Source organism: Escherichia sp. WS568, from assembly GCF_046486085.1.
Taxonomy (GTDB): Bacteria; Pseudomonadota; Gammaproteobacteria; order Enterobacterales; family Enterobacteriaceae; genus Escherichia; species Escherichia coli.
Map to the genome: position 1 here is coordinate 23664 of NZ_JBJQMC010000010.1, position 24029 is coordinate 47692.

The following is a 24029-nucleotide window of genomic DNA, read 5'->3' on the forward strand; positions in this document are numbered from 1 at the left end:
TTTCCTCACGGCAGGCGGTGGCGAGCTTGATAATAAGCCTGCCAGTGAGCTTCTTTATGTGTAGCGACACGTTGTTCGAAGTAACGGCGCAGACGTGCGCGATCTTCTTCGTTATCTTTGACGATGGTTCCGGCAATGCAGTCCACCAGATCGGCAGGCTCCCCCGCGCGATTCGCTAAAAACCAGGCGCGGACACCCACAGCATGGGCCACGTTAACGGCTTCAGCGGTGGACATAATCGCTGTTAGTGTATCCATTGACGTTTTCTTTTCGCCGTTGGCACGCAGATCGCGGAAGGTGCGGACCAGTAACTCCAGTACCGCGTCAGGCACTTTATGCGGAATACCGCTATGGGCCAGCAAATGCGCCGAAGCACTGGCGACCAGTTCCAGCTCCTGGGCGAAATCCATAATCGGAAAGACGGTTTCAAAATCGAAGCGACGCTTTAGCGCGGCACTCATCTCATTGACGCCGCGATCGCGTGTATTGGCAGTGGCAATAATATTAAAGCCTTCCCGCGCATAGAGCTGACTGGCTTCACCGGTGAGTTCCGGCACCGTCATCACCCTGTCAGAAAGCATACCTAACAGACAGTCTTGTACTTCCAGCGGTGTACGCGTTATCTCTTCAAAACGGACGATTTTGCCGTCGCGCATTCCCTGGTAAAGCGGGGCAGGGACCAGTGCTTCCGTTGACGGACCATGGTTGATAAGCAGGGCGTAGTTCCAGCCGTACTTGATTTGATCTTCGGTGGTAGATGCGCCGCCCTGGATGGTTAACCCGGCATCGCCGCTAATAGCGGTTGCCAGTAATTCAGACAGGAGAGATTTTGCGGTGCCAGGTTCCCCCACCAACATCAAACCGCGCCCGGTGGCAAGAGTGACTAACATACGTTCGACAGCGGAGGGACTAATCACCACTTTACGGCTAATATTTTGCGCGCTATCGCCAAGGATAAAAGCACGGGCCGCAGGCAAACTTAACTGCCAACCGGGTGGGCAAGGTGCGTGATCATTTTGTTTTAATTTTGCCAGTTCATCGGCGTATAACACAGCGGCAGGCGGACGCTGCAGATGATTATTCTGCGGTGACATATATTCATCCCTGAAATGTATTAATGAAATAAACGATATTTTACGCGCAATAAATGTTTGGCGCATTAGTTGTTTGAGCGGAAAATATCTGGAAAGCAGATCACAGTAAATAAAAAAACCTGCTGGTGAGGCAGGTTCTTTTATTTACTATTTTCAGGCCCAACGCCGCAGCCTGTGCAACATCGTGTTCCAACGAACGAATTATAACCATCGGTGGACCCCGTTGCAATTAAGATAATGAGATTTATAATCCTGACTGTTGGGACGTTGCGCCGGATCGAACCCATTTCAAGTCATGGCTACCGGACGGGTGGTGCCGCAGGTAGTGCCCTGATCCGGAGTGCAACATCGTGGTCCAACATACGTAAACCAGTATCGACAGGCAGTGTAAGGGTAAGGTGCTGGTGTTGCGCTCCTTAATAAGGAGAGCGGATGGACACGCTGACACAAAAGTTAACTGTGCTCATTGCCGTACTGGAGTTATTAGTGGCTCTGTTACGGTTGATTGATTTGTTGAAGTAACGGGCAAATTGAAACGCATCTAAGGGGGAATACCGTCTCCCTCTTTAATAAAGCTATTTTTCTATTTCTTGGTTGAATATATTCTGTAGTTCACGATTAAAAATGGCTATTACCATTTCTGGTGATTCGCCCCGTAATTTTCGCTCATCAATAAACTCATCTCTTATATAAATCAACGCATCATTTATTAGCGGGTCGATATCCTCTCGATCACGTTGATGAAATGTTGGATGTAGCCGGAATCGCTCCAGCCGGTAGATGGAACCTGTAAATAATTCAGAGCATTTATGGATCTCAAGTCTGAAGGAAAACGGATCTTCAGGTACAGGGACTTCATAATCATAAATAGCGACCAGCTCTTTTTGCACGATCATCGCTTTTCCCGGTGGCAGGTCGTGTTAATAACGGGCAGTCGCATCACTGCCCGCTGTGGTTTAATGGAAAATGACGTCGGGTGCGCTTAACGCTTCACTCAAATCAAACACATCAAGTTCGGCAAAAGTGACAGATTTATTGTCACGGTATAAATGAAGAGAACGGAAGCTCATTAGCGCTTTGCTATCAACATTGTAGTGGTTAAAACCGGATGAAAACTTAAGGACCAGCCGGTACTCGCCCAGGTCATAGACAAATGCGTCCTCATAGCCTGACTCCCAGCCTTTGTATCGCATTCCCATAAGTTGCCCAACGGTAGCGGATTTACCTTCCCAGCGAGTCAGGCTGTTACTGGCTGACTCGTCAGGCGTGAGCAGCACTGTGCGCCTCGTCAACTGGCGAAAAGGCGGCATAATTTCGTAATCGGCAAAAAGCTGTGCAAATTCACTGCGCATTTCTGCTGTCATTTCTAACGGGTGGGCAATGCCAATCAAAGCATCCGCAGGCAGGTCAATGGGCTCATCTTGTGCATTGCAGAACTCCCCCTCTGCGGCCACACGAAAGGCGTTGAGTAAACGACGCGGTTCATTTGCCGGATACACGCCCCATATTAATCGCTGAGTAACCAGGCGGGTAAAGGGATGATTAACAAACAGAGTATGAAAATCTGCCAGCGACCAGCGTCGGGTGGTGCGTAGGGCCGTTTCAAGACGCGGGAGCAGGTTTTTGCTCACCTGAGTCGCATCTTTTTTTAGCCCTTTTAGTCGGGCCAGTGCCTCGGGCGCTTTCAGTTGATCGTCATCGGCGCGCAACCGGGGAACGCTTTTCTGGCGAACGTTTTGCTGATCAAAGATAACCGGGTTAAGGTTTTCATCAAAGCGAACGGTAAATTGCCGTGGACCAAAATCAAAACTCAACGCCTGCGGATCATCAAGACCCAGTGTTGGGACTAATCTGTCCGCTAACTGTTCCTGGCTTAGCCTACGATTTTCTGCGACCACCTGAAGAAATTCCGCCGCGTTATCACGTAAGGGGCGGGATTTCGCCCGTTGCGATATATGATGCAGCTGTATCAGCGCCATATCATTATTCATCTGAGTAAGTATGTTCAGGCCACTGACGGCACGGGCAGATTTGCCTTCCTGTGGCCAGGCGAGGATCTGTGTTGTCAGATCCCGAGCCGTGCTTTCGTCACCGAAGAGACTTAACGCCAGAAATGCCCAGTTGTCTTTTGCGGGGGCGCCAACTTGTTGCCACGCGGTGAAGAGATCCCAGGCAAAAGCTGCCAGCGTTTGTGGCTGGCAGAACGTTTTCAGTTGTTCCAGCCCGCAATAAAAACGTCCGCCCTGGGTAAAGCGCAGCATGTCGCCGATAATTTCCAGAGCATCATCGGTAACAGGCTGATTATTCGTGATAAGTCTCGGTCTGGACCACATTGTCGGATGCCAGAAATCAGGGGCTTTGGGAATGCGTGCCGGGTAAATGTCCATTGGACCCTGTTTAAGTAATTGCTCCAGGGCAGGCCATACATCTGTATGCTGCCAGCGGTTTGCCACGGTTTGCAGTAATTCGCCATGTCCCTGTTCGTAAAGTAAACGCAGGGCAAGTAATGCAGCTTCGCTATTATCGCTGGATTTGGTGAAGACAAGAGGGATAAGTGCAGTAGCTGTATGTTCCGGCCAATGTAAAATCCACTGGCGAGCCAGATCACGCTGCGCCGCGAAACGTCGCCAGACGCGGGCAACGGGCAGGGCCAGTTCTGTTGCGCCGAAATTTAAAATTAATGGAAATGTTTCTTTTGGACGATGTGAAAAAGCCAACAGCAGACCTGGTAGAGCATCCAATCCGAAGATACTGAGAAAATAGTCCTCACCCGCAGACAGATGCTTTTTCTCATTGATACGTAGCCAGAAAGTCAAAGCCATCTCACGCGGCAACTGCGCCAATAAATACAGGTTCCAGATACTCTTTTCCCGACGATAGCGTGAGTAGCTGTCATTTTCCCATATGTTAATTAACACTTCTACGTGACCGTTGCGAAGCGCCTGTTCTGCTAATTGAGCTTCCGGGGAGCTCCAGCCATTCATGATCTCTTCAACCCGCCCTGGGTAGTAATGCCACTGAACAATGAGTGAATTGCGTGCAGCATCCAGTTTTCCGGGGAGTATATAATTCAAAAACAGCCATACATCATCTCCAAAACCCAGCTCCTGTAATACAACTCGTCCACTTTTTTGTTCCATGCGTTCCGCAAGAGATTCCGTGCTGAAATAACGGGCAGACTCAGTGGCGGCAAGCCTCTCTCGTTCGCCTGGTTGCCAGTAAACTTGCGGCGTTAATTCGAACGGTGCCAAATCAAGACGTGGAACTGTCATTTTTTTCTTACTACGCCACGGTGGTGAAACGAGGATTTCAGGCATTTGGATGTTATCGGTGCTATCAATAACCGTTTTGGGCGGTGCCGATAAATAACTATTCAGCACTGCCTGGGCTTGAGTACTTAACCACGGCATCACCTCTTCTGCCAGTTGTGGCTGCGATGCCATCAGCGTTTGTAACAGCGTACGCCAGTATTCATCTCGAGCTTTTTGCTGTGCAGGCAGCTTTTTGTCTTCGATGATTGGATAACCAGGGCGTGCAGGCGGTTCTTTTAACGCCAGAAGCTCTGCCAGTGCGGCAAGCGTCGCATGGGGGAAGTTTTTACTGTATTTAGCCACACGTTGCAGGCTGGGTTTGTTTTTATCAGCAACTAACAGCAGGGTGCGGATGACCTGCGGATGGTTAATTTGTACCAGCAGGCTACCGCAATCTTCTTTATGGGCATACATCGCGAGGCGTGGAACGGCTGCAATTCCTTGTTCGCGCAAAAGGGCGGCGCAGGCCGCGTAGCCGAAGTGGTTTTCATGCGACATGTAGCTGGCTTCGCGATCGCTAAATATATCCTGGCTCCAGTAGCGTTCGAGTTTTCCCACTGCCCTGTGGTCAGTAGCAACAACTTTTAACCACTCCTTAGAATGAAAATGAGTCCACGGGCATTCAAGGCCTACCAACTCATTGGCGATTTCTGGTTTTTCCGGGAGGATGAGTGCAATAAAAGGACGGCGAACTTGGGGTAGTCCTGGCAGTGCGGCAATGAGTTTGTCGGCGCAACGCTGCCAGCAGCTTTCCTCTGCCAGAGAGAGATGCTTACGCAGTCGGAGATTGAATTCGTTATAGGTTTCTGAGCGATAACCATAGCCATAGCCATAGCCATAGCCATAGCCATAGTCCTCCTTCTGATACTGCAATGTTACTACCAGAGGATCACTCTCATAACACCGTACAATAAACTGGCGTGCAATCACCACTTCAGTCGCATATTCCAGTCCCTCTTGTTGGACGATTTCGTCGAGTAACTGTTGGCTATCATTTTGCGCGATACAGGCTAGCGCCGCCATTGTCCGGGCCGGGATTGAGGGTTTGTGTTCGCCGATCAAGTTGATGGCCTGCGTGATGGCGGACTGCCACTCCAGTGAAAAATTATCATAACGCCAGACAATGTTTTTTTTCTTCTCAGCAATGTGTAGCAATTCATCACCCAGTGTCTGGATGATGCTTTCAGTGATAACAGGCACCGGTTCACCCGGCCAATTGCGATGGCTGAGTGGTGTTTTACCCTTTTTATATTTCAGTTCCAGTTGCGCGTTATCCGCCAGCCACGGTAATTCCTTGTCCATGCTCTTTCCTTATTCAAAAAGGGCTTCAATATCGTTAATTAGCTCGCTGGCGGTGATGGCATCGAGTACGGAGAACTGCGCTTCCTGTGTTGAATTGCTCCCCCAGCCATAGCTTTCCGCTTTGCCTTCCCATAGCCACAGCTTACTTAAGAGTTGCTCGGCACTGAGTTCGGCTGGCGACATACCAACTGCAAATCCTTCATTGATTTCCATGATTAACGACCAGCGACCGAGAGGTTTGATCATCCAGCCGATCCAGCCTCCATCCTGCGGGGTGCCCTTTATCCAGCCTTTATTCGCCAGCCCCATTACCCGACCGCTCGGGCATTTTCTGCCTGCCCAGCGGGTCAGTTCGCTGGCGTTGCGCTCGGCTTCTGTCAGGGCGTAACTGTTACGGTCGAGCTGGCGGAACGGCGGTAGCAGTTCGTAGTCGGCAAAAAGTTGACCAAAGGCGGCAGCATCCGTGGGTGATATTTCCAGAACGTGAGGAATGCCAACAGAGATATCGCCTTCCGGCAGGGTGAAAAGATCATCGTCTGCGGTGCTGTAGCTGTTATCTTCCGCCACGCGAAAGCAAGCCAGTAGCTCGTTTTCGGTGCTATAAACGCCCCAAATCAGACGGCGGGTTAAGTGGCGAACCAGCGGATGCTCAACCAGGAAGAGCTGAAAGTTTTCCGGCGACCAGCGGCGGCGCAGGCACATGGCGGATTCCAGCCTTGCTACCTGCTGGGCGGCAACGGTACGCGCATCTTTTTTCAACAGTTTGTAGCGGTTAACTGCATCGTTCGCTTGGGTTTCATCATCGCTTTTGTTCGGTTTAGGCAAGTCTTTCAGGCGGCTGCCGGAAGCATCACGCACAAACGGTTTTAAGGTTTCATCAAAGCTGACGGTGAACTGCCGTGGCCCGAAATCCAGCAGCAGCGAACCGTTATCATCCAGACCGAGATCCGGTGCTAACCGATCTTCAAGTTCTGCCACTGTGAGTTCGCGACTTTCGGCAATGTCGGCAATTTTTTCTTTCGCCCGCTCCTGTAAGGCTTTGAATTTCAGTTTCTGGGCGATGCCGTTAAGCTGCATCAGGGCGATATCGCTGCCGATAGCAGCGAGAATATCCAACCCAACGGTGGCACGTTTATGCTGAGATTCGCCAGGCCAGGCGCGGATTAATGGCGTCAGTTTGCGGGCGGTGTCATCGTTGCCAAGAACACCTAATGCAGTGAACGCCCAGCTCTCTTTCGACGGCACGCCAGCGGTCTGCCAGGCGGTAAACAGATCCCAGGCAAACTCAGCCAGTGAGTCGGCAGTACAGGCGTCTTTCACCTGTAATAACCCCGGATACAGCGTATCTTCCTGAGGGAAGCGGAGCATTTCACCGAGGTGGAAGAGGGCGCTATCTGGCAGTGATTGGGCGTTTGCTTTTAATACCGGGCGCGTCCAGAGCGATGGCTGATAAAAGGCCGGAAGTGTCGGGATTTTAGTCGGGTGATTATCTAAGGGATCGAGCGCAAGTAGAGCGTTCACCGCATCGGTTACTTCCGGCTGGTTATAACGCTGGGCGATTTCTTGCAGTAATGACGGATAACCATTTTCAATCAACATACGTAAAGCGGCACGGGCGTTATCCTGGGATTCACCGGCTTTGCCGAGTGCCGCAGGTAGCAGGCCGGTAATGGCGTGTTGCGGGTATTTCAGCAGCCAGGTGCGGGCGTCTTGTCGTAGGGTTTTGAGTTTGTTGAAGGCGCGGGCGACGGCAGGTGCCAGTTCCGTTGCGGCAAAATAATTAGCAACCGCAAAACCTTCTTGAGGGTAGCGTGAAAACGAGTGTAGAAAACCACTCATACCTGCCAGTCGCAAATAAAGCATGACTGGTTTTATCGCGGTATGCGGCTCTTTGCTGAGAAATTCCCATAGCTTAATCGCTTTTTGCATAGGTAAAAAGGGAAGTGAGTTGAGATGCCACTCCCCCTGATACGGTGCATGGTGGGCTTTAAACATTTGGATGAGTGTAGCGAAGTCCTCACGTTCCCATGCGTCAATTGCTGAGTCAGAAGCGCCGATATATTTATATGTGTCAAAATCCCAGCGGCGATACCCCAGCGAGTAAAGGAAATCTTTAGCACCTTCACCTGGCTTATGCGGTTCCCAGTCCCAATGAGTTTGAAACTCTTTAGCTTCTGTGTCGGTTATTGTGCATATGGATTCGAGGTTGAGCGGTGCTAAATCAAGCACCGGAATCGGCGATTTTTTCTTTTTCGAAAGCCATGGTGGGGAGACTACTATGGCCGGCAGTAGATCGGCACTGGCATGGTTTGAGGGCTGTTTCAGTTGTTGCTGGCATGATTTCAGCACTGCAACTGCGGGTGTCGAAAGCCAGGGAATGACCTGTTCTGCTAGTGTAGGTTGCGAGATAAGCATCGTCATTAGCATAATGCGCCAACTATTCTCTTCTTTTTGCACTAGAAGTTCCGCCAGTGCTGCCAGTGCTGCGTGTGGGAACGCAGCGCAGGCTTTCGTCATTCGATCGTGACAGCGTTTAGTATGCCCGGCTACACGTATAAGCAGTGTTAATGCGAACGGATGATTGATATGACGCAACACATCGGCGCAGTAGTCACTTGCGACATAGGGAGCAAATCGGGGCAGGGCCGCAACACCTTGCTCCTGTAATACGGTGGCTGACCATATCGCACCACAATAGTAATCATCAAAAATGGCATATGGCTCGTGATATTTTTCTAATGAGGCAAGAATGTGCTCATCAGTCGCCACTATTTTTAGCCACTCCAGCGAGGGTAATTTCTTTTGCCCCAGTAGACGCTGGGCAATTTCATGTGCAATTTCTGGTTTTTCGGGCAATAACAAAGCAATTAATGGTTGCCGCCATTCTGGAATATGTGGAACTGCGGCAATAAGTTTTTGTGCACATTTTTGCCAGAGAGACTCTTCCGCCAGTGATAAATGTTTACGTAGGCGTAATTCAAAGCTGGAATATTGCTGCAAATAATCAGGTGAAATGCCAGACGACAGGAAAACAATATTATTGTTGACATAATCCCATTCAATAGATATTTGTTGAAGATGTATTATTACATCAGTAGCATATTCCAGACCGCCTTCCTGAATAATCTGATCCATAACATCCTCACGCTCTTTATATCTCGTGCAGTGCAGTTCAAGTGCCGCGAGTACAGCCATTACCGGTGATGGTAATTTTGTCGTTTTCGGGCTGTTAATCAGATCGATCGCCTGAGCGATGAAGTTTTGCCACTCTAAAGTACAGGCGCTGAAGTCAAATGTAGCTGTTTTGTTATCCCGTTGCGACACGCCACAGGCTAAGCGACGTAATTGGGTCAATTTGTCTGCTTGCTGAACAGGAACTCCGGGAAAGCGGCGATGACTTAACGTGGTGTGTACAACTTCGGGCGGAAAAACGACAGCAATATCTTTCGCCAGCCACGGTAAAACAGCATCTGTATTTTTGTCAGCCGCACGGGTTTCTGCTACGAAAGAGGGTTGTTCCTGAATAATGGTGGATAAGTTCGCTACCTTGAGAGAGTCCGTTACCGTTTGGGAAGGTTGCAAAGAATTATCCTTCGCTTGCTCCACATATCCCTTCTTCACCTTCTCCGCAATCAGCTTCAGTCCCGCTTTTTCCGCCGCTGCTGCATCCGCAAAACTTTTTACCTGGCTTTGTCCGTTGGTGCCGACTTTACCCCAGTTGATGTGCAGTTCGTTTCCCTGCTGCTCCACCGCCCAGAATTTATGTGATTTTTCGTCCTGAAAGATAAAGTGTCTCATTCTGCATCCCTGTAATTTTATCCAGTTGAATGCAGATGCTATCAGTATTTATGCGGGTTAGAGAGAGACAAAATCGCAAGAAAACAACTTTAGGAATTTATAAAGAAAAGGCGCTGTCGATGCAGCGCCTTGATGGGGGATTATTTCACCTGATGACCCGGTTTAGCACCGGCATCCGGGCTTAGCAGGAAGATATCTTTCCCGCCAGGACCGGCAGCCATCACCATGCCTTCGGAGATACCGAAGCGCATTTTACGTGGTGCCAGGTTAGCCACCATAATGGTGTGACGACCAATCAGTGCCTGCGGATCCGGGTAAGCAGAACGAATGCCGGAGAAGACATTGCGTTTTTCACCGCCGAGATCCAGCGTCAGGCGCAGCAGTTTGTCAGAACCTTCAACAAACTCTGCGTTTTCGATCAGCGCCACGCGCAGGTCAACTTTGGCGAAGTCGTCAAAGGTGATGGTTTCCTGAATCGGATCATCTGCCAGTGGGCCAGTAACTGGCGCGGCAGCTGCTTTCACTTCTTCTTTAGACGCTTCCACCAGTGCTTCAACCTGCTTCATATCGATGCGGTTATACAGCGCTTTGAACGGATTCACTTTGTGGCCCAGCAGCGGTTGCTGGATACCATCCCAGGTCAGTTCTGTATTGAGGAATGCTTCTGCGCGCTCGGTCAGTTTCGGCAGTACCGGCTTCAGGTAAGTCATCAGCACGCGGAACAGGTTTATGCCCATTGAGCAAATTGCCTGCAGGTCGGCATCGCGGCCTTCCTGTTTTGCCACCACCCACGGAGCCTGTTCATCGACATAGCGGTTAGCCAGATCAGCCAGCGCCATGATTTCGCGCACTGCTTTACCAAATTCGCGGCTTTCCCACGCTTCACCAATCACTTCAGCGGCATCAGTGAAGGTTTTGTACAACTGCGGGTCAGCCAGTTCGCTTGCCAGCACGCCGTCAAAACGTTTGTTGATAAAGCCTGCATTACGGGAGGCCAGGTTAACCACTTTGTTAACGATATCGGCATTCACGCGCTGAACGAAATCTTCCAGGTTGAGATCGATATCATCAATGCGCGAAGAGAGTTTCGCAGTGTAGTAGTAACGCAGGCTGTCGGCGTCAAAATGATTCAGCCAGGTGCTGGCCTTAATAAAGGTACCGCGAGACTTAGACATCTTCGCGCCGTTCACCGTCACATAGCCATGAACAAACAGGTTGGTCGGCTTGCGGAAGTTGCTGCCTTCCAGCATTGCTGGCCAGAACAGGCTGTGGAAGTAAACGATATCTTTACCGATGAAGTGATACAGCTCGGCAGTGGAATCTTTCTTCCAGTATTCATCGAAGCTTACGCTGTCGCCGCGCTTATCACACAGATTCTTGAAAGAGCCCATATAGCCAATCGGTGCGTCCAGCCAGACATAGAAATATTTGCCCGGCGCGTTCGGAATTTCAAAACCGAAATAAGGGGCGTCGCGGGAGATATCCCACTGTTGCAGGCCGGATTCAAACCACTCCTGCATTTTATTTGCCACCTGCTCCTGCAACGCACCGCTGCGGGTCCATGCCTGCAACATTTCGCTGAAAGAGGGCAGATCAAAGAAGAAGTGTTCAGAATCACGCATTACCGGCGTAGCGCCAGAAACCACCGATTTCGGCTCGATCAATTCAGTCGGGCTGTAGGTCGCGCCGCAGACTTCGCAGTTATCGCCGTATTGATCCGGGGATTTACATTTCGGGCAGGTGCCTTTCACAAAACGGTCCGGCAGGAACATGCCTTTTTCCGGATCGTACAGCTGAGAAATAGTGCGGTTTTTAATAAAACCGTTTTCTTTCAGGCGAGAGTAGATAAGTTCTGACAACTGGCGGTTCTCTTCGCTGTGCGTCGAGTGATAGTTGTCATAGCTGATGTTAAAGCCTGCGAAATCAGTCTGATGCTCCTGACTCATTTCGCCAATCATCTGCTCCGGGGTGATACCGAGCTGCTGAGCTTTCAGCATGATCGGTGTGCCGTGGGCATCGTCGGCGCAGATGAAGTTGACCTCGTGGCCGCGCATTCGCTGGTAACGGACCCAGACATCAGCCTGGATGTGCTCCAGCATATGGCCGAGGTGGATTGAGCCGTTAGCGTACGGCAGTGCGCACGTCACCAGAATTTTCTTCGCGACTTGAGTCATAGTAGGCATTACTTCTTAATAGTGAAAAGGGGTTAGATAGTACCAAATGGGAAAATGTTAAGTAAGTACTTCTCTATATTCTTCAGGTAAACTATCAGCTGATGGTTTATCTATACAAAAAAGGAGTCGGGATGAACGAACAATCCCAGGCCAAATCACCAGAAGCCTTGCGCGCAATGGTCGCCGGGACACTGGCCAATTTTCAGCACCCAACCCTGAAGCATAACCTCACCACGCTGAAAGCGTTGCACCATGTCGCCTGGATGGACGACACGTTGCATGTGGAACTGGTTATGCCATTCGTCTGGCATAGCGCGTTCGAAGAGTTAAAAGAGCAATGTAGCGCCGAACTGCTGCGTATCACCGGGGCGAAAGCTATCGACTGGAAACTGTCGCACAATATCGCCACCTTAAAACGCGTGAAGAATCAGCCGGGAATTAACGGCGTGAAGAACATCATTGCGGTCAGCTCCGGTAAAGGCGGCGTGGGTAAATCCTCCACGGCGGTAAACCTGGCGCTGGCACTGGCGGCGGAAGGGGCGAAAGTCGGCATTCTGGACGCCGATATCTACGGCCCATCAATCCCCACCATGCTGGGCGCAGAAAATCAGCGTCCAACTTCGCCGGACGGTACCCACATGGCACCGATTATGTCTCATGGCCTTGCAACCAATTCAATTGGTTATCTGGTCACTGACGACAATGCGATGGTGTGGCGTGGTCCGATGGCGAGCAAGGCGTTAATGCAAATGTTGCAGGAAACCTTGTGGCCGGATCTCGACTATCTGGTGCTTGATATGCCGCCAGGCACCGGTGACATTCAATTGACACTGGCACAGAACATTCCAGTAACTGGCGCGGTAGTGGTCACCACCCCGCAGGACATTGCGTTGATCGATGCGAAAAAAGGCATTGTGATGTTCGAGAAAGTCGAGGTTCCGGTGCTCGGTATTGTCGAGAACATGAGTGTGCATATTTGCAGTAACTGTGGTCACCATGAACCGATTTTCGGTACCGGTGGTGCAGAGAAACTGGCCGAGAAATACCACACGCAGTTGCTGGGGCAGATGCCGTTACACATCTCCTTACGTGAAGATCTCGATAAAGGCACGCCAACGGTTATCAGCCGTCCGGAGAGCGAATTTACCGCTATCTACCGCCAGCTGGCTGACCGCGTTGCAGCCCAGCTTTATTGGCAGGGAGAAGTCATTCCTGGCGAGATTTCCTTCCGCGCGGTCTAACGCGTATAAACCTTTTTGGTTGCTTTTCATACACCGCAGAGATGTTACATTGATGCGGTGTATTTGTTTTTGCCGCATTAATGAACACTTATTTAATGCTGCAAATATTCTGCGGACCTTCGTCCGAAACTCTATAAAGTCGATTGATCGTACAGGCAATGCTTCATTATCATCCTTCGTGGCTGTGTAGTGGATGTACAGCTATAGTTTGTTATGCACTCATTCTATCCAGGCATAACCTTTACTACAGGGATAACGTTCAATGAATAAGTACTGGCTGTCAGGAATTATTTTTCTTGCCTATGGAATGGCTTCTCCCGCGTTCTCTTCACAGACTGCCACATTAACGATTAATGGCAGGATCAGTCCCCCAACATGCAGTATGGCTATGGTTAATGGACAACCTCAACAGCATTGTGGTCAGTTAACGTATGATGTTGATACCCGTCATCAGGTTTCTTCGCCAGTCAAAGGTGTAACGACAGAAGTGGTTGTTGCAGGTAGCGATAGCAAACGTCGAATCGTGTTAAATCGCTACGATTAATTTGCCACCCTGGTTTTTTAATCGGATTTAGAAAGCTGAAATCATTCGTGTGAATGATTTTAGCTTTTTTATTGATATAAATAATACCATTTACAAAAATCTGCATTAATTAATAGATGTGATAAATATTTAATATGCTTAAGTATTTGTTGTATTTATATTGCAATAGTTAATTTGCTTTAAATCAATAAAACAATATGTTTACATTGCGGCAACTTTTTTGATGTGAGAAATTTGTTTCTAAGAGATACAGACTCTTAACAACCAAAAAATAAATTTTATTAAGGAACATATTATGAAACGTTCAATTATTGCTGCCGCTGTCTTTTCTTCTTTTTTTATGAGCGCTGGGGTATTTGCCGCAGACGTTGATACCGGAACATTAACCATTAAAGGGAATATTGCAGAATCTCCGTGTAAATTCGAAGCGGGTGGCGATTCAGTAAGTATTAATATGCCAACTGTACCAACCACTGTCTTTGAAGGTAAAGCTAAATACTCGACCTATGATGATGCAGTCGGTGTAACCAGCAGCATGTTAAAAATTAGCTGTCCGAAAGAAGTTGCTGGTGTAAAACTCTCGTTGATTACCAACGATAAAATAACCGGAAACGATAAGGCGATAGCCAGTAGCAACGATACCGTGGGGTACTATCTCTATTTAGGTGATAACAGCGATGTCCTGGATGTTTCTGCACCTTTTAACATTGAGAGTTATAAAACAGCGGAAGGTCAATATGCTATTCCGTTTAAAGCAAAATACCTGAAGCTGACAGATAATTCAGTGCAATCAGGTGATGTGTTATCTTCTCTGGTTATGCGTGTGGCGCAGGATTAATAAATAAAATTTCAAGTTTCTCCAGGTAATAAACATGGCCGCTATCCCCATGGCGGCCTTTTAATTTAAGAGGCATTAAGATGAAAGGATTATTTGCTTTACTCATTTCTTCTATGGTCCTTCCTGCACATGCCGGTATTGTTATCTACGGGACGCGTATTATTTACCCGGCAGAAAATAAAGAAGTGATGGTGCAGTTGATGAATCAGGGAAACCGTTCTTCGCTGCTGCAGGCGTGGATTGATGATGGTGATACGTCGTTACCACCAGAAAAAATTCAGGTTCCTTTCATGTTAACGCCACCAGTGGCAAAAATAGGGGCAAATTCCGGGCAGCAAGTAAAAATCAAAATTATGCCGAATAAACTGCCCACTAATAAAGAGAGCATTTTTTATCTGAATGTTCTGGATATTCCACCAAATAGTCCAGAGCAAGAGGGCAAGAATGCACTGAAATTTGCAATGCAAAACAGAATCAAATTGTTTTACCGGCCTGCGGGTATTGCACCGGTAAATAAAGCGACATTTAAAAAGTTACGGGTAAATCGCAGTGGCAATGGATTGGTGATAAAAAATGACTCAGCAAATTGGGTGACGATTTCGGATGTCAAAGCTAATAATGTCAAAGTCAATTATGAAACTATTATGATTGCCCCCTTAGAAAGTCAGAGTATTAATGTCAAAAGTAATAATGCGAATAACTGGCATCTGACCATTATCGATGACCATGGCAACTATATTAGTGACAAAATTTAATTGCAGGAGCTGCCTATGTTGAGAATGACCCCACTTGCATCAGCAATCGTAGCGTTATTGCTCGGCATTGAAGCTTATGCAGCTGAAGAAACCTTTGATACCCATTTTATGATAGGTGGAATGAAAGACCAGCAGGTTGCAAATATTCGTCTTGATGATAATCAACCCTTGCCGGGGCAGTATGACATCGATATTTATGTCAATAAGCAATGGCGCGGGAAATATGAGATTATTGTTAAAGACAACCCGCAAGAAACATGTTTATCAAGGGAAATTATCAAGCGGTTAGGCATTAATACCGATAACTTTGCCAGCGGTAAGCAATGTTTAACATTTGAGCAACTTGTTCAGGGTGGGAGCTATACCTGGGATATCGGAGTTTTTCGTCTCGATTTCAGTGTCCCGCAGGCGTGGGTGGAAGAACTGGAAAGTGGCTATGTTCCACCGGAAAACTGGGAGCGGGGTATTAATGCGTTTTATACCTCTTATTATGTGAGTCAGTATTACAGCGACTATAAAGCGTCGGGTAATAGCAAGAGTACATATGTACGTTTTAACAGCGGGTTAAACTTACTGGGGTGGCAACTGCATTCTGATGCCAGTTTCAGTAAAACAAATAGCAATCCAGGGGTGTGGAAAAGCAATACCCTGTATCTGGAACGTGGATTTGCCCAACTTCTCGGCACGCTTCGCGTGGGTGATATGTACACATCAAGCGATATTTTTGATTCTGTTCGCTTCAGCGGTGTGCGGTTGTTTCGTGATATGCAGATGTTGCCTAACTCGAAACAGAATTTTACGCCACGGGTGCAGGGGATTGCTCAGAGTAACGCGCTGGTAACTATTGAACAGAACGGTTTTGTGGTTTATCAGAAAGAGGTTCCTCCTGGCCCGTTTGCGATTACAGATTTGCAGTTGGCCGGTGGTGGAGCAGATCTTGATGTCAGCGTGAAAGAGGCGGACGGTTCGGTAACCACCTATCTGGTGCCTTATGCAGCGGTGCCGAATATGCTGCAACCCGGCGTGTCGAAATATGATTTTGCGGCAGGTCGTAGCCATATTGAAGGGGCGAGCAAACAAAGTGATTTTGTTCAGGCGGGTTATCAGTATGGTTTTAATAACTTATTGACGCTGTATGGCGGATCGATGGTCGCGAATAATTATTACGCGTTCACTTTGGGGACTGGCTGGAATACACGCATTGGTGCCATTTCCGTCGATGCCACGAAGTCGCATAGTAAACAAGACAACGGCGATGTGTTTGACGGGCAAAGTTATCAAATTGCCTACAACAAATTTGTGAGCCAAACGTCGACGCGTTTTGGTCTGGCGGCCTGGCGTTATTCGTCGCGTGATTATCGGACATTTAATGATCACGTATGGGCAAACAATAAAGATAATTATCGCCGTGATGAAAACGATATCTATGACATTGCCGATTATTACCAGAACGATTTTGGCCGTAAAAATAGCTTCTCTGCCAATATGAGTCAGTCATTGCCAGAAGGCTGGGGTTCTGTGTCCTTAAGTACGTTATGGCGAGATTACTGGGGGCGTAGCGGCAGCAGTAAGGATTATCAGTTGAGTTATTCCAACAACCTGCGAAGGATAAGCTATACCCTCGCGGCAAGCCATGCTTATGACGAGAATCATCATGAAGAGAAACGTTTTAATATTTTTATATCGATTCCCTTTGATTGGGGTGATGACGTTACGACGCCTCGTCGGCAAATATATATGTCTAACTCAACGACGTTTGATGATCAGGGGGTTGCCTCAAATAATACGGGATTATCAGGAACCGTTGGAAGCCGGGATCAGTTTAACTATGGGGTCAACCTGAGTTATCAGTATCAGGGAAATGAAACGACAGCTGGGGCGAATTTAACCTGGAACGCGCCGGTTGCGACAGTGAATGGCAGTTATAGTCAGTCGAGTGCTTATCGACAGGCTGGAGCCAGTGTTTCAGGGGGCATTGTCGCCTGGTCGGGTGGCGTTAATCTGGCAAACCGTCTTTCTGAAACGTTTGCTGTGATGAATGCGCCAGGAATTAAAGATGCTTATGTCAATGGGCAAAAATATCGCACAACAAACCGTAATGGAGTGGTGGTATACGACGGAATGACACCTTATCGGGAAAATTACCTGATGTTGGATGTGTCACAAAGCGATAGCGAAGCAGAATTACGTGGCAACCGGAAAATTGCCGCCCCTTATCGCGGCGCGGTTGTACTGGTTAATTTTGATACCGATCAGCGCAAGCCATGGTTTATAAAAGCGTTAAGAGCGGATGGGCAACCATTAACGTTTGGTTATGAAGTCAATGATATCCATGGTCATAATATTGGTGTTGTCGGCCAGGGAAGCCAGTTATTTATTCGCACCAATGAAGTACCGCCATCGGTTAATGTAGCAATTGATAAGCAACAAGGACTTTCATGCACAATCACCTTCGGTAAAGAGATTGATGAAAGTAGAAATTATATTTGCCAGTAATAGTCAGGTGGTTCTATGGAAATTCGCATAATGCTATTTATAGTAATGATGATGGTTATGCCTGTGAGCTATGCGGCATGTTATAGTGAGTTATCTGTTCAGCACAATTTGGTTGTTCAGGGGGATTTTGCACTTACTCAAACACAAATGGCGACATATGAGCATAATTTTAATGATTCGTCATGCGTGAGTACAAATACTATCACCCCTATGAGCCCGTCGGATATTATTGTTGGACTTTATAACGATACCATTAAATTAAATTTACATTTTGAATGGACCAATAAAAACAACATCACGTTGTCAAATACTCAGACCAGTTTCACCAGTGGTTATTCGGTAACGGTGACACCTGCGGCCAGTAATGCAAAAGTGAATGTTTCTGCGGGGGGCGGCGGTTCAGTGATGATTAATGGTGTTGCGACATTATCCAGTGCTTCATCATCGACACGCGGGAGTGCTGCAGTACAATTTTTACTGTGTTTATTCGGTGGCAAGTCATGGGATGCATGTGTAAATAGCTACAGAAATGCATTGGCACAAAATGCAGGTGTCTATTCCTTTAATCTGACATTGTCATACAACCCGATAACCACAACCTGCAAACCGGACGATTTATTAATTACGTTAGAGAGTATTCCCGTTTCACAATTACCAGCTACAGGTAACAAAGCAACAATAAATAGTAACAAAGGGGATATTGTTCTGCGTTGTAAAAACTTATTAGGTCAACAAAATCAAACATCACGGAAAATGCAGGTGTATTTATCAAGTTCTGACTTGTTAACCAACAGCAACACGATCCTGAAAGGTGCGGAAGATAATGGCGTAGGATTTATTCTTGAAAGTAATGGTACGCCAGTCACACTTTTAAATATCACTAACAGCAGTAAAGGATATACAAATTTAAAAGAAATTGCGGCAAAGTCAAAACTTACAGATACAACGGTTTCAATTCCGATAACGGCCAGTTACTACGTTTACGATACAAACAAAGTTAAATCTGGCGCACTGGAGGCAACCGCATTAATCAATGTGAAATACGACTAATAATAAGCAAGACGAGCAAGTGGCTAATAATAAAAAATAACAAGGTGTTTGCATTTCCCCCTCTCTCCGAGGGGGCTTTTTTTAGCGATGATAAAAAATCTCACCGTCGTAGGCTTTAATGATTTTACCGTCGGTGTCGCTGATCAACACGTACGCGCCACCCATATAGGTCCAGTGCGTCCCGGCATCAGGCGCGGGCAGGTTACGTAACTGCCACTGCTTAATGTTGTACTCATCGGTACGGTACATTTCTGGTACGGTGTCACCTGGTTTGAAATGCTTAAAGTCAGCAATGAAACTGCTTAACTCATACTTAGAAATTCCCGAGGTATTGGTCGAACCCGCGGTGGCTGGTGCGGCCCAGGCGGCACTGGTAACCAGCAAAAGCGCACCCAGCAACATCTTATTTTTAATGGTCATAAACTCTCCACTTTGGGGATCTGTAATATCAGTCGCATATCTTTCCTGCCATACAATATAACTGACAAGCGATATTTTGTTAGTGATCCCATGATTTCGTAAAAAGTGTAAATGAAAGGATGCCCTAAAAGCATCCTTAGCGAGCAGAGAGTCAGCGGAAATAGCTGATTTAAGAATCATCCTGGGCTGAAGATAACATGCAAGCCTAAAGGATTGAGTTATCGCATTATGCCCATGAAGCCATGTACGCCCATATACACACCAACTAAGCCAATCAACAGACTGGAAAAATAGGGAGCGCGTTTAGCGAGAGTGTTAAATCCGCTCCAGCGTTTTGCGACCTGCTGAACGCTGATTGCTGCGCCAACGCCTACGGTGACAAGCGTTAACGCCAGGCCGAGGCTGAAACTGACGACCAGTGTTGCGCCCAGTGTCAGGGCTTTCAACTGAATGCAAATCAACAGCACGGTAATTGCTGCCGGGCAGGGGATAAGGCCACCGGTTAAGCCAAATAGCAAAATTTGCCAGTTGGTGACCTCTCTACCATCAAAGCGTCGTTTAATGTCATTGGCATGGGCTCGTGCATGGGCATCCTGATACTCGCCATGTTCGTGATGGTGATGATGTCCATGGTCGTGGTGATCTTCGTGATCGTGGTGATGATGCTCATGATCATGCTCGTGCATATTCTCCAGCCAGTTGCGTTCGCCGCGCCAGGTACGCCAGAACATCCAGAACGCGGTGCTAATAATGATCACTGCGGAAATCAACTGGAGCCACGGTTCTGCTGATTGAGCAGTAAAGCGTTTGCTGATCACCATCCCGCCAAAGGCAATTAACCAGACCACTGCGGTATGCGAAATAGTTGCTGCCAGTCCGAGCATCACCGCCTGTTTAATGGTGCCTTTGATGGCGATGATAAACGCCGCCATCATCGTTTTTGAGTGCCCCGGTTCCAGGCCATGAAGCGCACCAAGTAAGATGGCGCTGGGGATGAAGAACCAGGCGTTTCCTTGCTGAAGAAGAGTTGTAAATTCGGTCATGATAATAATTCTTAGTATTAATTCGGCAATCTGATTCTACTCCCCCCCAGTACCTGATACTACCCCCCAGTAGATTAATAGTGCTATGATTTTTCATATTCTTGTTAACCTGGTGTTGCCATGTCTCATACCATCCGTGATAAACAGAAACTGAAAGCGCGTGCCAGTAAGATTCAGGGCCAGGTCGTGGCGCTCAAGAAAATGCTCGACGAGCCGCACGAATGCGCTGCAGTTTTACAACAGATTGCTGCTATCCGTGGCGCGGTAAACGGTCTGATGCGGGAAGTGATTAAAGGTCATCTGACGGAACACATCGTTCACCAGGGGGATGAGCTAAAACGTGAAGAAGATCTGGATGTCGTTCTGAAGGTGCTGGATTCATATATCAAATAATTTATTAACGCGATTGTAAAACTGCCGTTTTTCCTCGTTTACAACGCGTGCGCTGGACATTACCATCCTCCTTTGCGATTTATCATCGCAACCAAACGACTCGGGGTGCCCTTCTGCGTGAAGGCTGAGAAATACCCGTATTTTCTCATTTAGTGTTTTTTGTGGTTCGGGGTTGCTTGTGGTTGTTTATGTATGTATTTGATAAACAATAAATTATCCTGTTTTATTGTTTGTTGTTGTTCGTCGTTGTTCGTAGAGCTTCAACAAAATGTGTGGTCAGTTGTGTGGTCAGTTTTTTGAGGCTGGAGGACTGAAAAGAGGATCTGATAGTGGGAAAAGCACTAAACAAACTGAGCGATTCGACGTTAAAAAAATTGGCGGCTGTCCAGGCAGAAAAAGAGCGTTTTTACTCCGACGGGGGCGGGCTGGAGATTAAACACTCAAAGGGCGGCAAATTAACCTGGTATTTCCGGTACCGAACGGGAGGCCGTGAGGTTGCCGCAGAGCGGTTAAAGCTGGGGGCTTACCCTGAATTGTCGCTGAAAGCCGCAAGGGAAAAACGCACACTGTGCCGGGCATGGCTGGCTGAGGGTAAAAACCCCCGTTATGAGTTGTGCGCCACAGTACAGGAAGCACTAAAACCCGTTACGGTGAAGGAAGCGATTAACTACTGGCTGGAGGAATACGCGAAGGATAACCGCAAAGATTACATAAAGCTGGTGCAGCGTATGGATAAGCACATCATTTGCCATATTGGGGCAATTCCCCTTGATAAGTGTGATACAAGGCAGTGGATCGCATGTTTTGACCGCGTACGAAAAAAAGCACCAGTAGCAGCGGGCCATGTCATGCAGACATGCAAACAGGCGCTAAAGTTTTGCCGCAGGCGGCGCTACGCGTTTAGCAACGCCCTGGACGATTTGATCGTTACTGATGTGGGTAAGAGAGCAGAAATCCGCGAGAGAGTGCACAGCAACAGCGAACTAAAAGAAATTCTACGCGCTATTGATGGTGATGTGTTCGCTCCCTATTACAGTGCGTTAATGCGCTTGTTAATTGTGTTCGGGTGCAGAACGGCAGAGATCAGACTTTCAGAGATCAAAGAATGGGATCTGAAAGAAATGTTGTGGACAGTGCCAAAAGAGCACAGCAAAACGAAGGTAACAATATTCCGACCTATTCCTGATGGTATTTTGCCGTTCATTCAGAAGCTGGTGGAGCAAAACGCACACACTGGGTTATTACTCGGCGAACTGAAAAAAGATACCACGGTGGCGCAATATGGACGAAATGCGCATAAGCGGCTTAAGCAGGAACACTGGACGCTGCATGATTTCCGACACACGTTTACAACTATGCTGAATGATTTAGGTGTCGATCCGCATATCGTGGAGCACATCACAGCGCATCAGATGCCAGGTCAGCAAAAAACCTATAACCATTCACGCTATTTGCAGGCGAAACGGGACGCACTGAATCTATGGGTTGAGCGTCTTGATATGATTGCAGGATATAATGAAAATATTGTGATATTGAGAGGGATACAATGACGAAAAAAGTAAATAGTAAAAAAGATTTACCAAAGTCATTTGATTTAGGCAAATATGATTGCCTAGAAAACTTGTCGGATAAAGATCTATTTCGCCAATTATATTGGCGACAAGATGATTTAACGATGAAACATTCTGAGATGCCTGAATATGGATTTATGTTTGGTGCTGAATACCCGTTGCATAATAATTACGGGGATCCATTTGGAGAGCTGAAAGAAGACGATTGGTTTTGTGATAAACAAAAAGAATATGACCATAAAGTGCAACCGAAGTTAATTGAGCTAAGTTATGATGATGGAATTAAACCTGTAACAAGGTTTGATATATCAATGATTAATAAACTGACTGCGGAAAGAGGATATTGGAAGGATAAACCAATCATCATAGATAATGAGATGGTTGGAAGTTTAATATCAGAAGATAATGGGATGTTTTGGGCTGTGATGCGTGAACCAGTGAATCTCCTTTCTGATACATTAGATAATATGCTTGTTTCTGTTGACTTACTACATAACAGAGATGATGAGTTGATTGAAGCGTTTACAAAACTATTACCAAAATGGCGTAGTGAACTTTCAATTGTTGAGCCAGACAAACCAATTGCAGGAAGTTGGGAGAGCATACGACGTAAAATTATTGATTATAAGATAATCCCATTAATTGACTTATTATCTTGGGAGTTGTCTACAGATAGAAAAATTTCATTAGGGGTGCTTGCCGTATCTTTGTATCCTGATGGTGAAAAGGACACCTTTGCTATTGCTCAGACTGTAAAACCCTTCTTAGAAAAAATAATGCGCAGCGATTCTTTAGAAAAAATAAGAAAAATGTTATCTAATGAAAATTAATCATGGAGAACGATAAATTAGAATAAAGTTTATTTTTCCAATATTGCACCAACTGCTATGGTAAATAAGATGCCCTTGTTCGGTTACGTTCGAGGGTGTTTTTATGAATCAAAATACACAATTTCAATCACTAACAGATCGCGTAATTCGTGAGGATGAATGTCGTAAGTTAACAGGCGTCAGCCGTACTACACGCTACGAACTGGAGAAGAAAGGGGGCTTTCCGTCTCGCCGTAATCTTGGGGGGCGTTCTGTAGGCTGGTTGCTTTCCGAAGTTATGGACTGGGTGCAAAGCCGTGACCGCGTTAATTCAGGTAAGGCAGCGTAAAGGGGAGCATATGACATATAAAACAAAGACGACCGGGGGCGGTCGCCAATGGATACACACTAAACTTGAACGCATCACCAACAATGCCACATTTGCGGCTGGTGGGCAATGTGATCAGTCAGATTTGGTTCGTTCCAAGGTTTGCAACGAGAGCTTTTTCCTGTGCTCTTTAAGGAATTTCTCAAGAGCAAAAGCACATGGCGCGAATCTTTCTGATTCATGCTCTATCTTTCTGCGCCGTCTTTTCCGTGCCGGTGATAATGTTTTGGTCAATTCTTTATCGGTCATTGTGTTGTCCTGCATAGCAATGCGCCGTAATACCTTACACCACGGCGCTGATGGTGATTACTCTGGTTCTTTGGTCTTGCGACGCTGGAGTTCTTCGCGTGCAACGGTGACAAGCTGCCCGATTTCTTCCGCTGCTTTGATGCCGATTTGTTCGACCTTAGCCAGGGCATCCAGTGACGACACAAGGGGATTTTCTCCGCTGCCTTCTGCTTGGCGGCGGGCTATTTCTCCGCGCATGGCGGTTACGATAAATCCGGCATTGCTTTCGCCGTCCAGCTTAACGGATTCCATCCCTTGCATAACATCTAGTGGGACTCTGACAGTTGTCAGTTGTGATTTTGCGTTTTTGTTAGCCGTTGCCATTTCTGAAACTCCTAATCATCGGTGTGTTTCAGTATACACAAAAAAAGAAATACAAAAAGCCTTGACGTGTGTTTCATGCGCTCATAACATGAAACACACCGAAAGGATTGTTGAAATACAAAGAGCAACGCCCCGCAGTGCCGGAAACACATACGGGGCGTCTAACCACCAACGATAACGAGAGTATCGA

The 24029-nt window shown here is 47.3% G+C and carries 19 protein-coding genes; 10 read left to right on the forward strand and 9 right to left on the reverse strand.

Going from position 1 to position 24029, the window contains the following annotated elements:
- Positions 1–5: 5 nt before the first annotated feature.
- From ACJHWR_RS12875 to metG, 5 genes are all read right to left on the reverse strand, one after another.
- On the reverse strand, positions 6–1094 hold the full coding sequence (locus ACJHWR_RS12875; RefSeq protein ID WP_012311965.1) for an ATP-binding protein: 1089 nt from the start codon (positions 1092–1094) through the stop codon (positions 6–8).
- Between the two features lie 575 nt (positions 1095–1669).
- Entirely contained in the window at positions 1670–1990 is a 321-nt protein-coding gene (yehK, locus tag ACJHWR_RS12880) for a protein YehK (RefSeq protein WP_000636920.1), read from the reverse strand.
- Between the two features lie 60 nt (positions 1991–2050).
- Entirely contained in the window at positions 2051–5707 is a 3657-nt protein-coding gene (gene yehI / locus ACJHWR_RS12885; protein WP_023141839.1) for a DUF4132 domain-containing protein YehI, read from the reverse strand.
- Between the two features lie 9 nt (positions 5708–5716).
- Entirely contained in the window at positions 5717–9505 is a 3789-nt protein-coding gene (locus ACJHWR_RS12890; RefSeq protein ID WP_001215564.1) for a DUF4132 domain-containing protein, read from the reverse strand.
- A gap of 140 nt (positions 9506–9645) precedes the next feature.
- Positions 9646–11679, reverse strand: a complete 2034-nt coding sequence (metG, locus tag ACJHWR_RS12895; RefSeq protein ID WP_001295427.1) for a methionine--tRNA ligase — start codon at positions 11677–11679, stop codon at positions 9646–9648.
- A 131-nt stretch (positions 11680–11810) separates the two neighbouring features.
- Here metG and apbC point away from each other — a divergent pair, with 131 nt between their 5' ends.
- The 6 genes from apbC (at position 11811) to ACJHWR_RS12925 (ending at position 18603) form a co-directional block, all read left to right on the forward strand.
- A complete protein-coding gene (gene apbC / locus ACJHWR_RS12900; RefSeq protein ID WP_001005448.1) occupies positions 11811–12920 on the forward strand; it encodes an iron-sulfur cluster carrier protein ApbC in 1110 nt (369 codons plus the stop codon).
- Between the two features lie 262 nt (positions 12921–13182).
- Positions 13183–13464, forward strand: coding sequence for a YehE family protein (locus ACJHWR_RS12905; protein WP_001046488.1), 282 nt, complete (start codon positions 13183–13185; stop codon positions 13462–13464).
- A gap of 295 nt (positions 13465–13759) precedes the next feature.
- Complete coding sequence (locus ACJHWR_RS12910) at positions 13760–14302, forward strand: fimbrial protein (RefSeq protein WP_000830468.1); 543 nt, start codon at positions 13760–13762, stop codon at positions 14300–14302.
- A gap of 80 nt (positions 14303–14382) precedes the next feature.
- A complete protein-coding gene (locus ACJHWR_RS12915; protein ID WP_000677183.1) occupies positions 14383–15057 on the forward strand; it encodes a fimbria/pilus periplasmic chaperone in 675 nt (224 codons plus the stop codon).
- Positions 15058–15072: 15 nt separating this feature from the next.
- Positions 15073–17553 carry a fimbrial biogenesis outer membrane usher protein gene (locus ACJHWR_RS12920; protein ID WP_000945421.1) on the forward strand — a complete coding sequence of 827 codons (2481 nt, stop codon included), beginning with the start codon at positions 15073–15075 and terminating at the stop codon, positions 17551–17553.
- A gap of 15 nt (positions 17554–17568) precedes the next feature.
- Positions 17569–18603, forward strand: coding sequence for a putative fimbrial-like adhesin protein (locus ACJHWR_RS12925; RefSeq protein WP_000405736.1), 1035 nt, complete (start codon positions 17569–17571; stop codon positions 18601–18603).
- Positions 18604–18684: 81 nt separating this feature from the next.
- Here the strand turns inward: ACJHWR_RS12925 and rcnB are convergent, their stop codons facing one another.
- On the reverse strand, positions 18685–19023 hold the full coding sequence (rcnB, locus tag ACJHWR_RS12930) for a Ni(II)/Co(II) efflux transporter accessory subunit RcnB (RefSeq protein WP_000153067.1): 339 nt from the start codon (positions 19021–19023) through the stop codon (positions 18685–18687).
- Positions 19024–19241: 218 nt separating this feature from the next.
- Positions 19242–20066, reverse strand: a complete 825-nt coding sequence (gene rcnA, locus ACJHWR_RS12935) for a nickel/cobalt efflux protein RcnA (RefSeq protein ID WP_000134614.1) — start codon at positions 20064–20066, stop codon at positions 19242–19244.
- Between the two features lie 120 nt (positions 20067–20186).
- Between rcnA and rcnR the strand changes: the two genes are divergently transcribed.
- From rcnR to ACJHWR_RS12955, 4 genes are all read left to right on the forward strand, one after another.
- The gene (gene rcnR / locus ACJHWR_RS12940; protein ID WP_000019944.1) at positions 20187–20459 is read left to right on the forward strand and encodes a Ni(II)/Co(II)-binding transcriptional repressor RcnR; all 273 of its coding nucleotides are present in this window, start codon (positions 20187–20189) and stop codon (positions 20457–20459) included.
- 329 nt (positions 20460–20788) lie between these two features.
- Complete coding sequence (locus tag ACJHWR_RS12945) at positions 20789–22009, forward strand: tyrosine-type recombinase/integrase (RefSeq protein WP_000513574.1); 1221 nt, start codon at positions 20789–20791, stop codon at positions 22007–22009.
- On the forward strand, positions 22006–22860 hold the full coding sequence (locus ACJHWR_RS12950) for a DUF6387 family protein (protein WP_000163378.1): 855 nt from the start codon (positions 22006–22008) through the stop codon (positions 22858–22860). Before ACJHWR_RS12945 ends, ACJHWR_RS12950 begins: the two co-directional genes overlap by 4 nt.
- Positions 22861–22963: 103 nt before the next feature.
- Positions 22964–23188, forward strand: coding sequence for a helix-turn-helix transcriptional regulator (locus ACJHWR_RS12955; RefSeq protein WP_001075377.1), 225 nt, complete (start codon positions 22964–22966; stop codon positions 23186–23188).
- 114 nt (positions 23189–23302) lie between these two features.
- On the opposite strand, the gene ACJHWR_RS12960 is transcribed toward ACJHWR_RS12955, so the two are convergent.
- Entirely contained in the window at positions 23303–23476 is a 174-nt protein-coding gene (locus tag ACJHWR_RS12960; RefSeq protein WP_157918692.1) for a hypothetical protein, read from the reverse strand.
- 57 nt (positions 23477–23533) lie between these two features.
- Positions 23534–23839: a YlcI/YnfO family protein gene (locus ACJHWR_RS12965; protein ID WP_000179579.1), complete on the reverse strand. Its 306-nt coding sequence runs from the start codon at positions 23837–23839 to the stop codon at positions 23534–23536.
- Positions 23840–24029 lie beyond the last annotated feature (190 nt).

Bases quoted from the DNA above. Each gene is read 5' to 3' on its own strand.
- ACJHWR_RS12920 (WP_000945421.1), top strand. From the start codon at position 15,073: ATGTTGAGAATGACCCCACTTGCATCAGCAATCGTAGCGTTATTGCTC.
- ACJHWR_RS12915 (WP_000677183.1), top strand. From the start codon at position 14,383: ATGAAAGGATTATTTGCTTTACTCATTTCTTCTATGGTCCTTCCTGCA.
- ACJHWR_RS12965 (WP_000179579.1), bottom strand. From the start codon at position 23,839: ATGGCAACGGCTAACAAAAACGCAAAATCACAACTGACAACTGTCAGA.
- rcnB (WP_000153067.1), bottom strand. From the start codon at position 19,023: ATGACCATTAAAAATAAGATGTTGCTGGGTGCGCTTTTGCTGGTTACC.
- ACJHWR_RS12905 (WP_001046488.1), top strand. From the start codon at position 13,183: ATGAATAAGTACTGGCTGTCAGGAATTATTTTTCTTGCCTATGGAATG.
- ACJHWR_RS12950 (WP_000163378.1), top strand. From the start codon at position 22,006: ATGACGAAAAAAGTAAATAGTAAAAAAGATTTACCAAAGTCATTTGAT.
- yehI (WP_023141839.1), bottom strand. From the start codon at position 5,707: ATGGACAAGGAATTACCGTGGCTGGCGGATAACGCGCAACTGGAACTG.
- ACJHWR_RS12955 (WP_001075377.1), top strand. From the start codon at position 22,964: ATGAATCAAAATACACAATTTCAATCACTAACAGATCGCGTAATTCGT.
- ACJHWR_RS12910 (WP_000830468.1), top strand. From the start codon at position 13,760: ATGAAACGTTCAATTATTGCTGCCGCTGTCTTTTCTTCTTTTTTTATG.
- ACJHWR_RS12890 (WP_001215564.1), bottom strand. From the start codon at position 9,505: ATGAGACACTTTATCTTTCAGGACGAAAAATCACATAAATTCTGGGCG.
- metG (WP_001295427.1), bottom strand. From the start codon at position 11,679: ATGACTCAAGTCGCGAAGAAAATTCTGGTGACGTGCGCACTGCCGTAC.
- ACJHWR_RS12875 (WP_012311965.1), bottom strand. From the start codon at position 1,094: ATGTCACCGCAGAATAATCATCTGCAGCGTCCGCCTGCCGCTGTGTTA.
- ACJHWR_RS12960 (WP_157918692.1), bottom strand. From the start codon at position 23,476: ATGACCGATAAAGAATTGACCAAAACATTATCACCGGCACGGAAAAGA.
- yehK (WP_000636920.1), bottom strand. From the start codon at position 1,990: ATGATCGTGCAAAAAGAGCTGGTCGCTATTTATGATTATGAAGTCCCT.
- rcnA (WP_000134614.1), bottom strand. From the start codon at position 20,066: ATGACCGAATTTACAACTCTTCTTCAGCAAGGAAACGCCTGGTTCTTC.
- ACJHWR_RS12925 (WP_000405736.1), top strand. From the start codon at position 17,569: ATGGAAATTCGCATAATGCTATTTATAGTAATGATGATGGTTATGCCT.
- apbC (WP_001005448.1), top strand. From the start codon at position 11,811: ATGAACGAACAATCCCAGGCCAAATCACCAGAAGCCTTGCGCGCAATG.
- rcnR (WP_000019944.1), top strand. From the start codon at position 20,187: ATGTCTCATACCATCCGTGATAAACAGAAACTGAAAGCGCGTGCCAGT.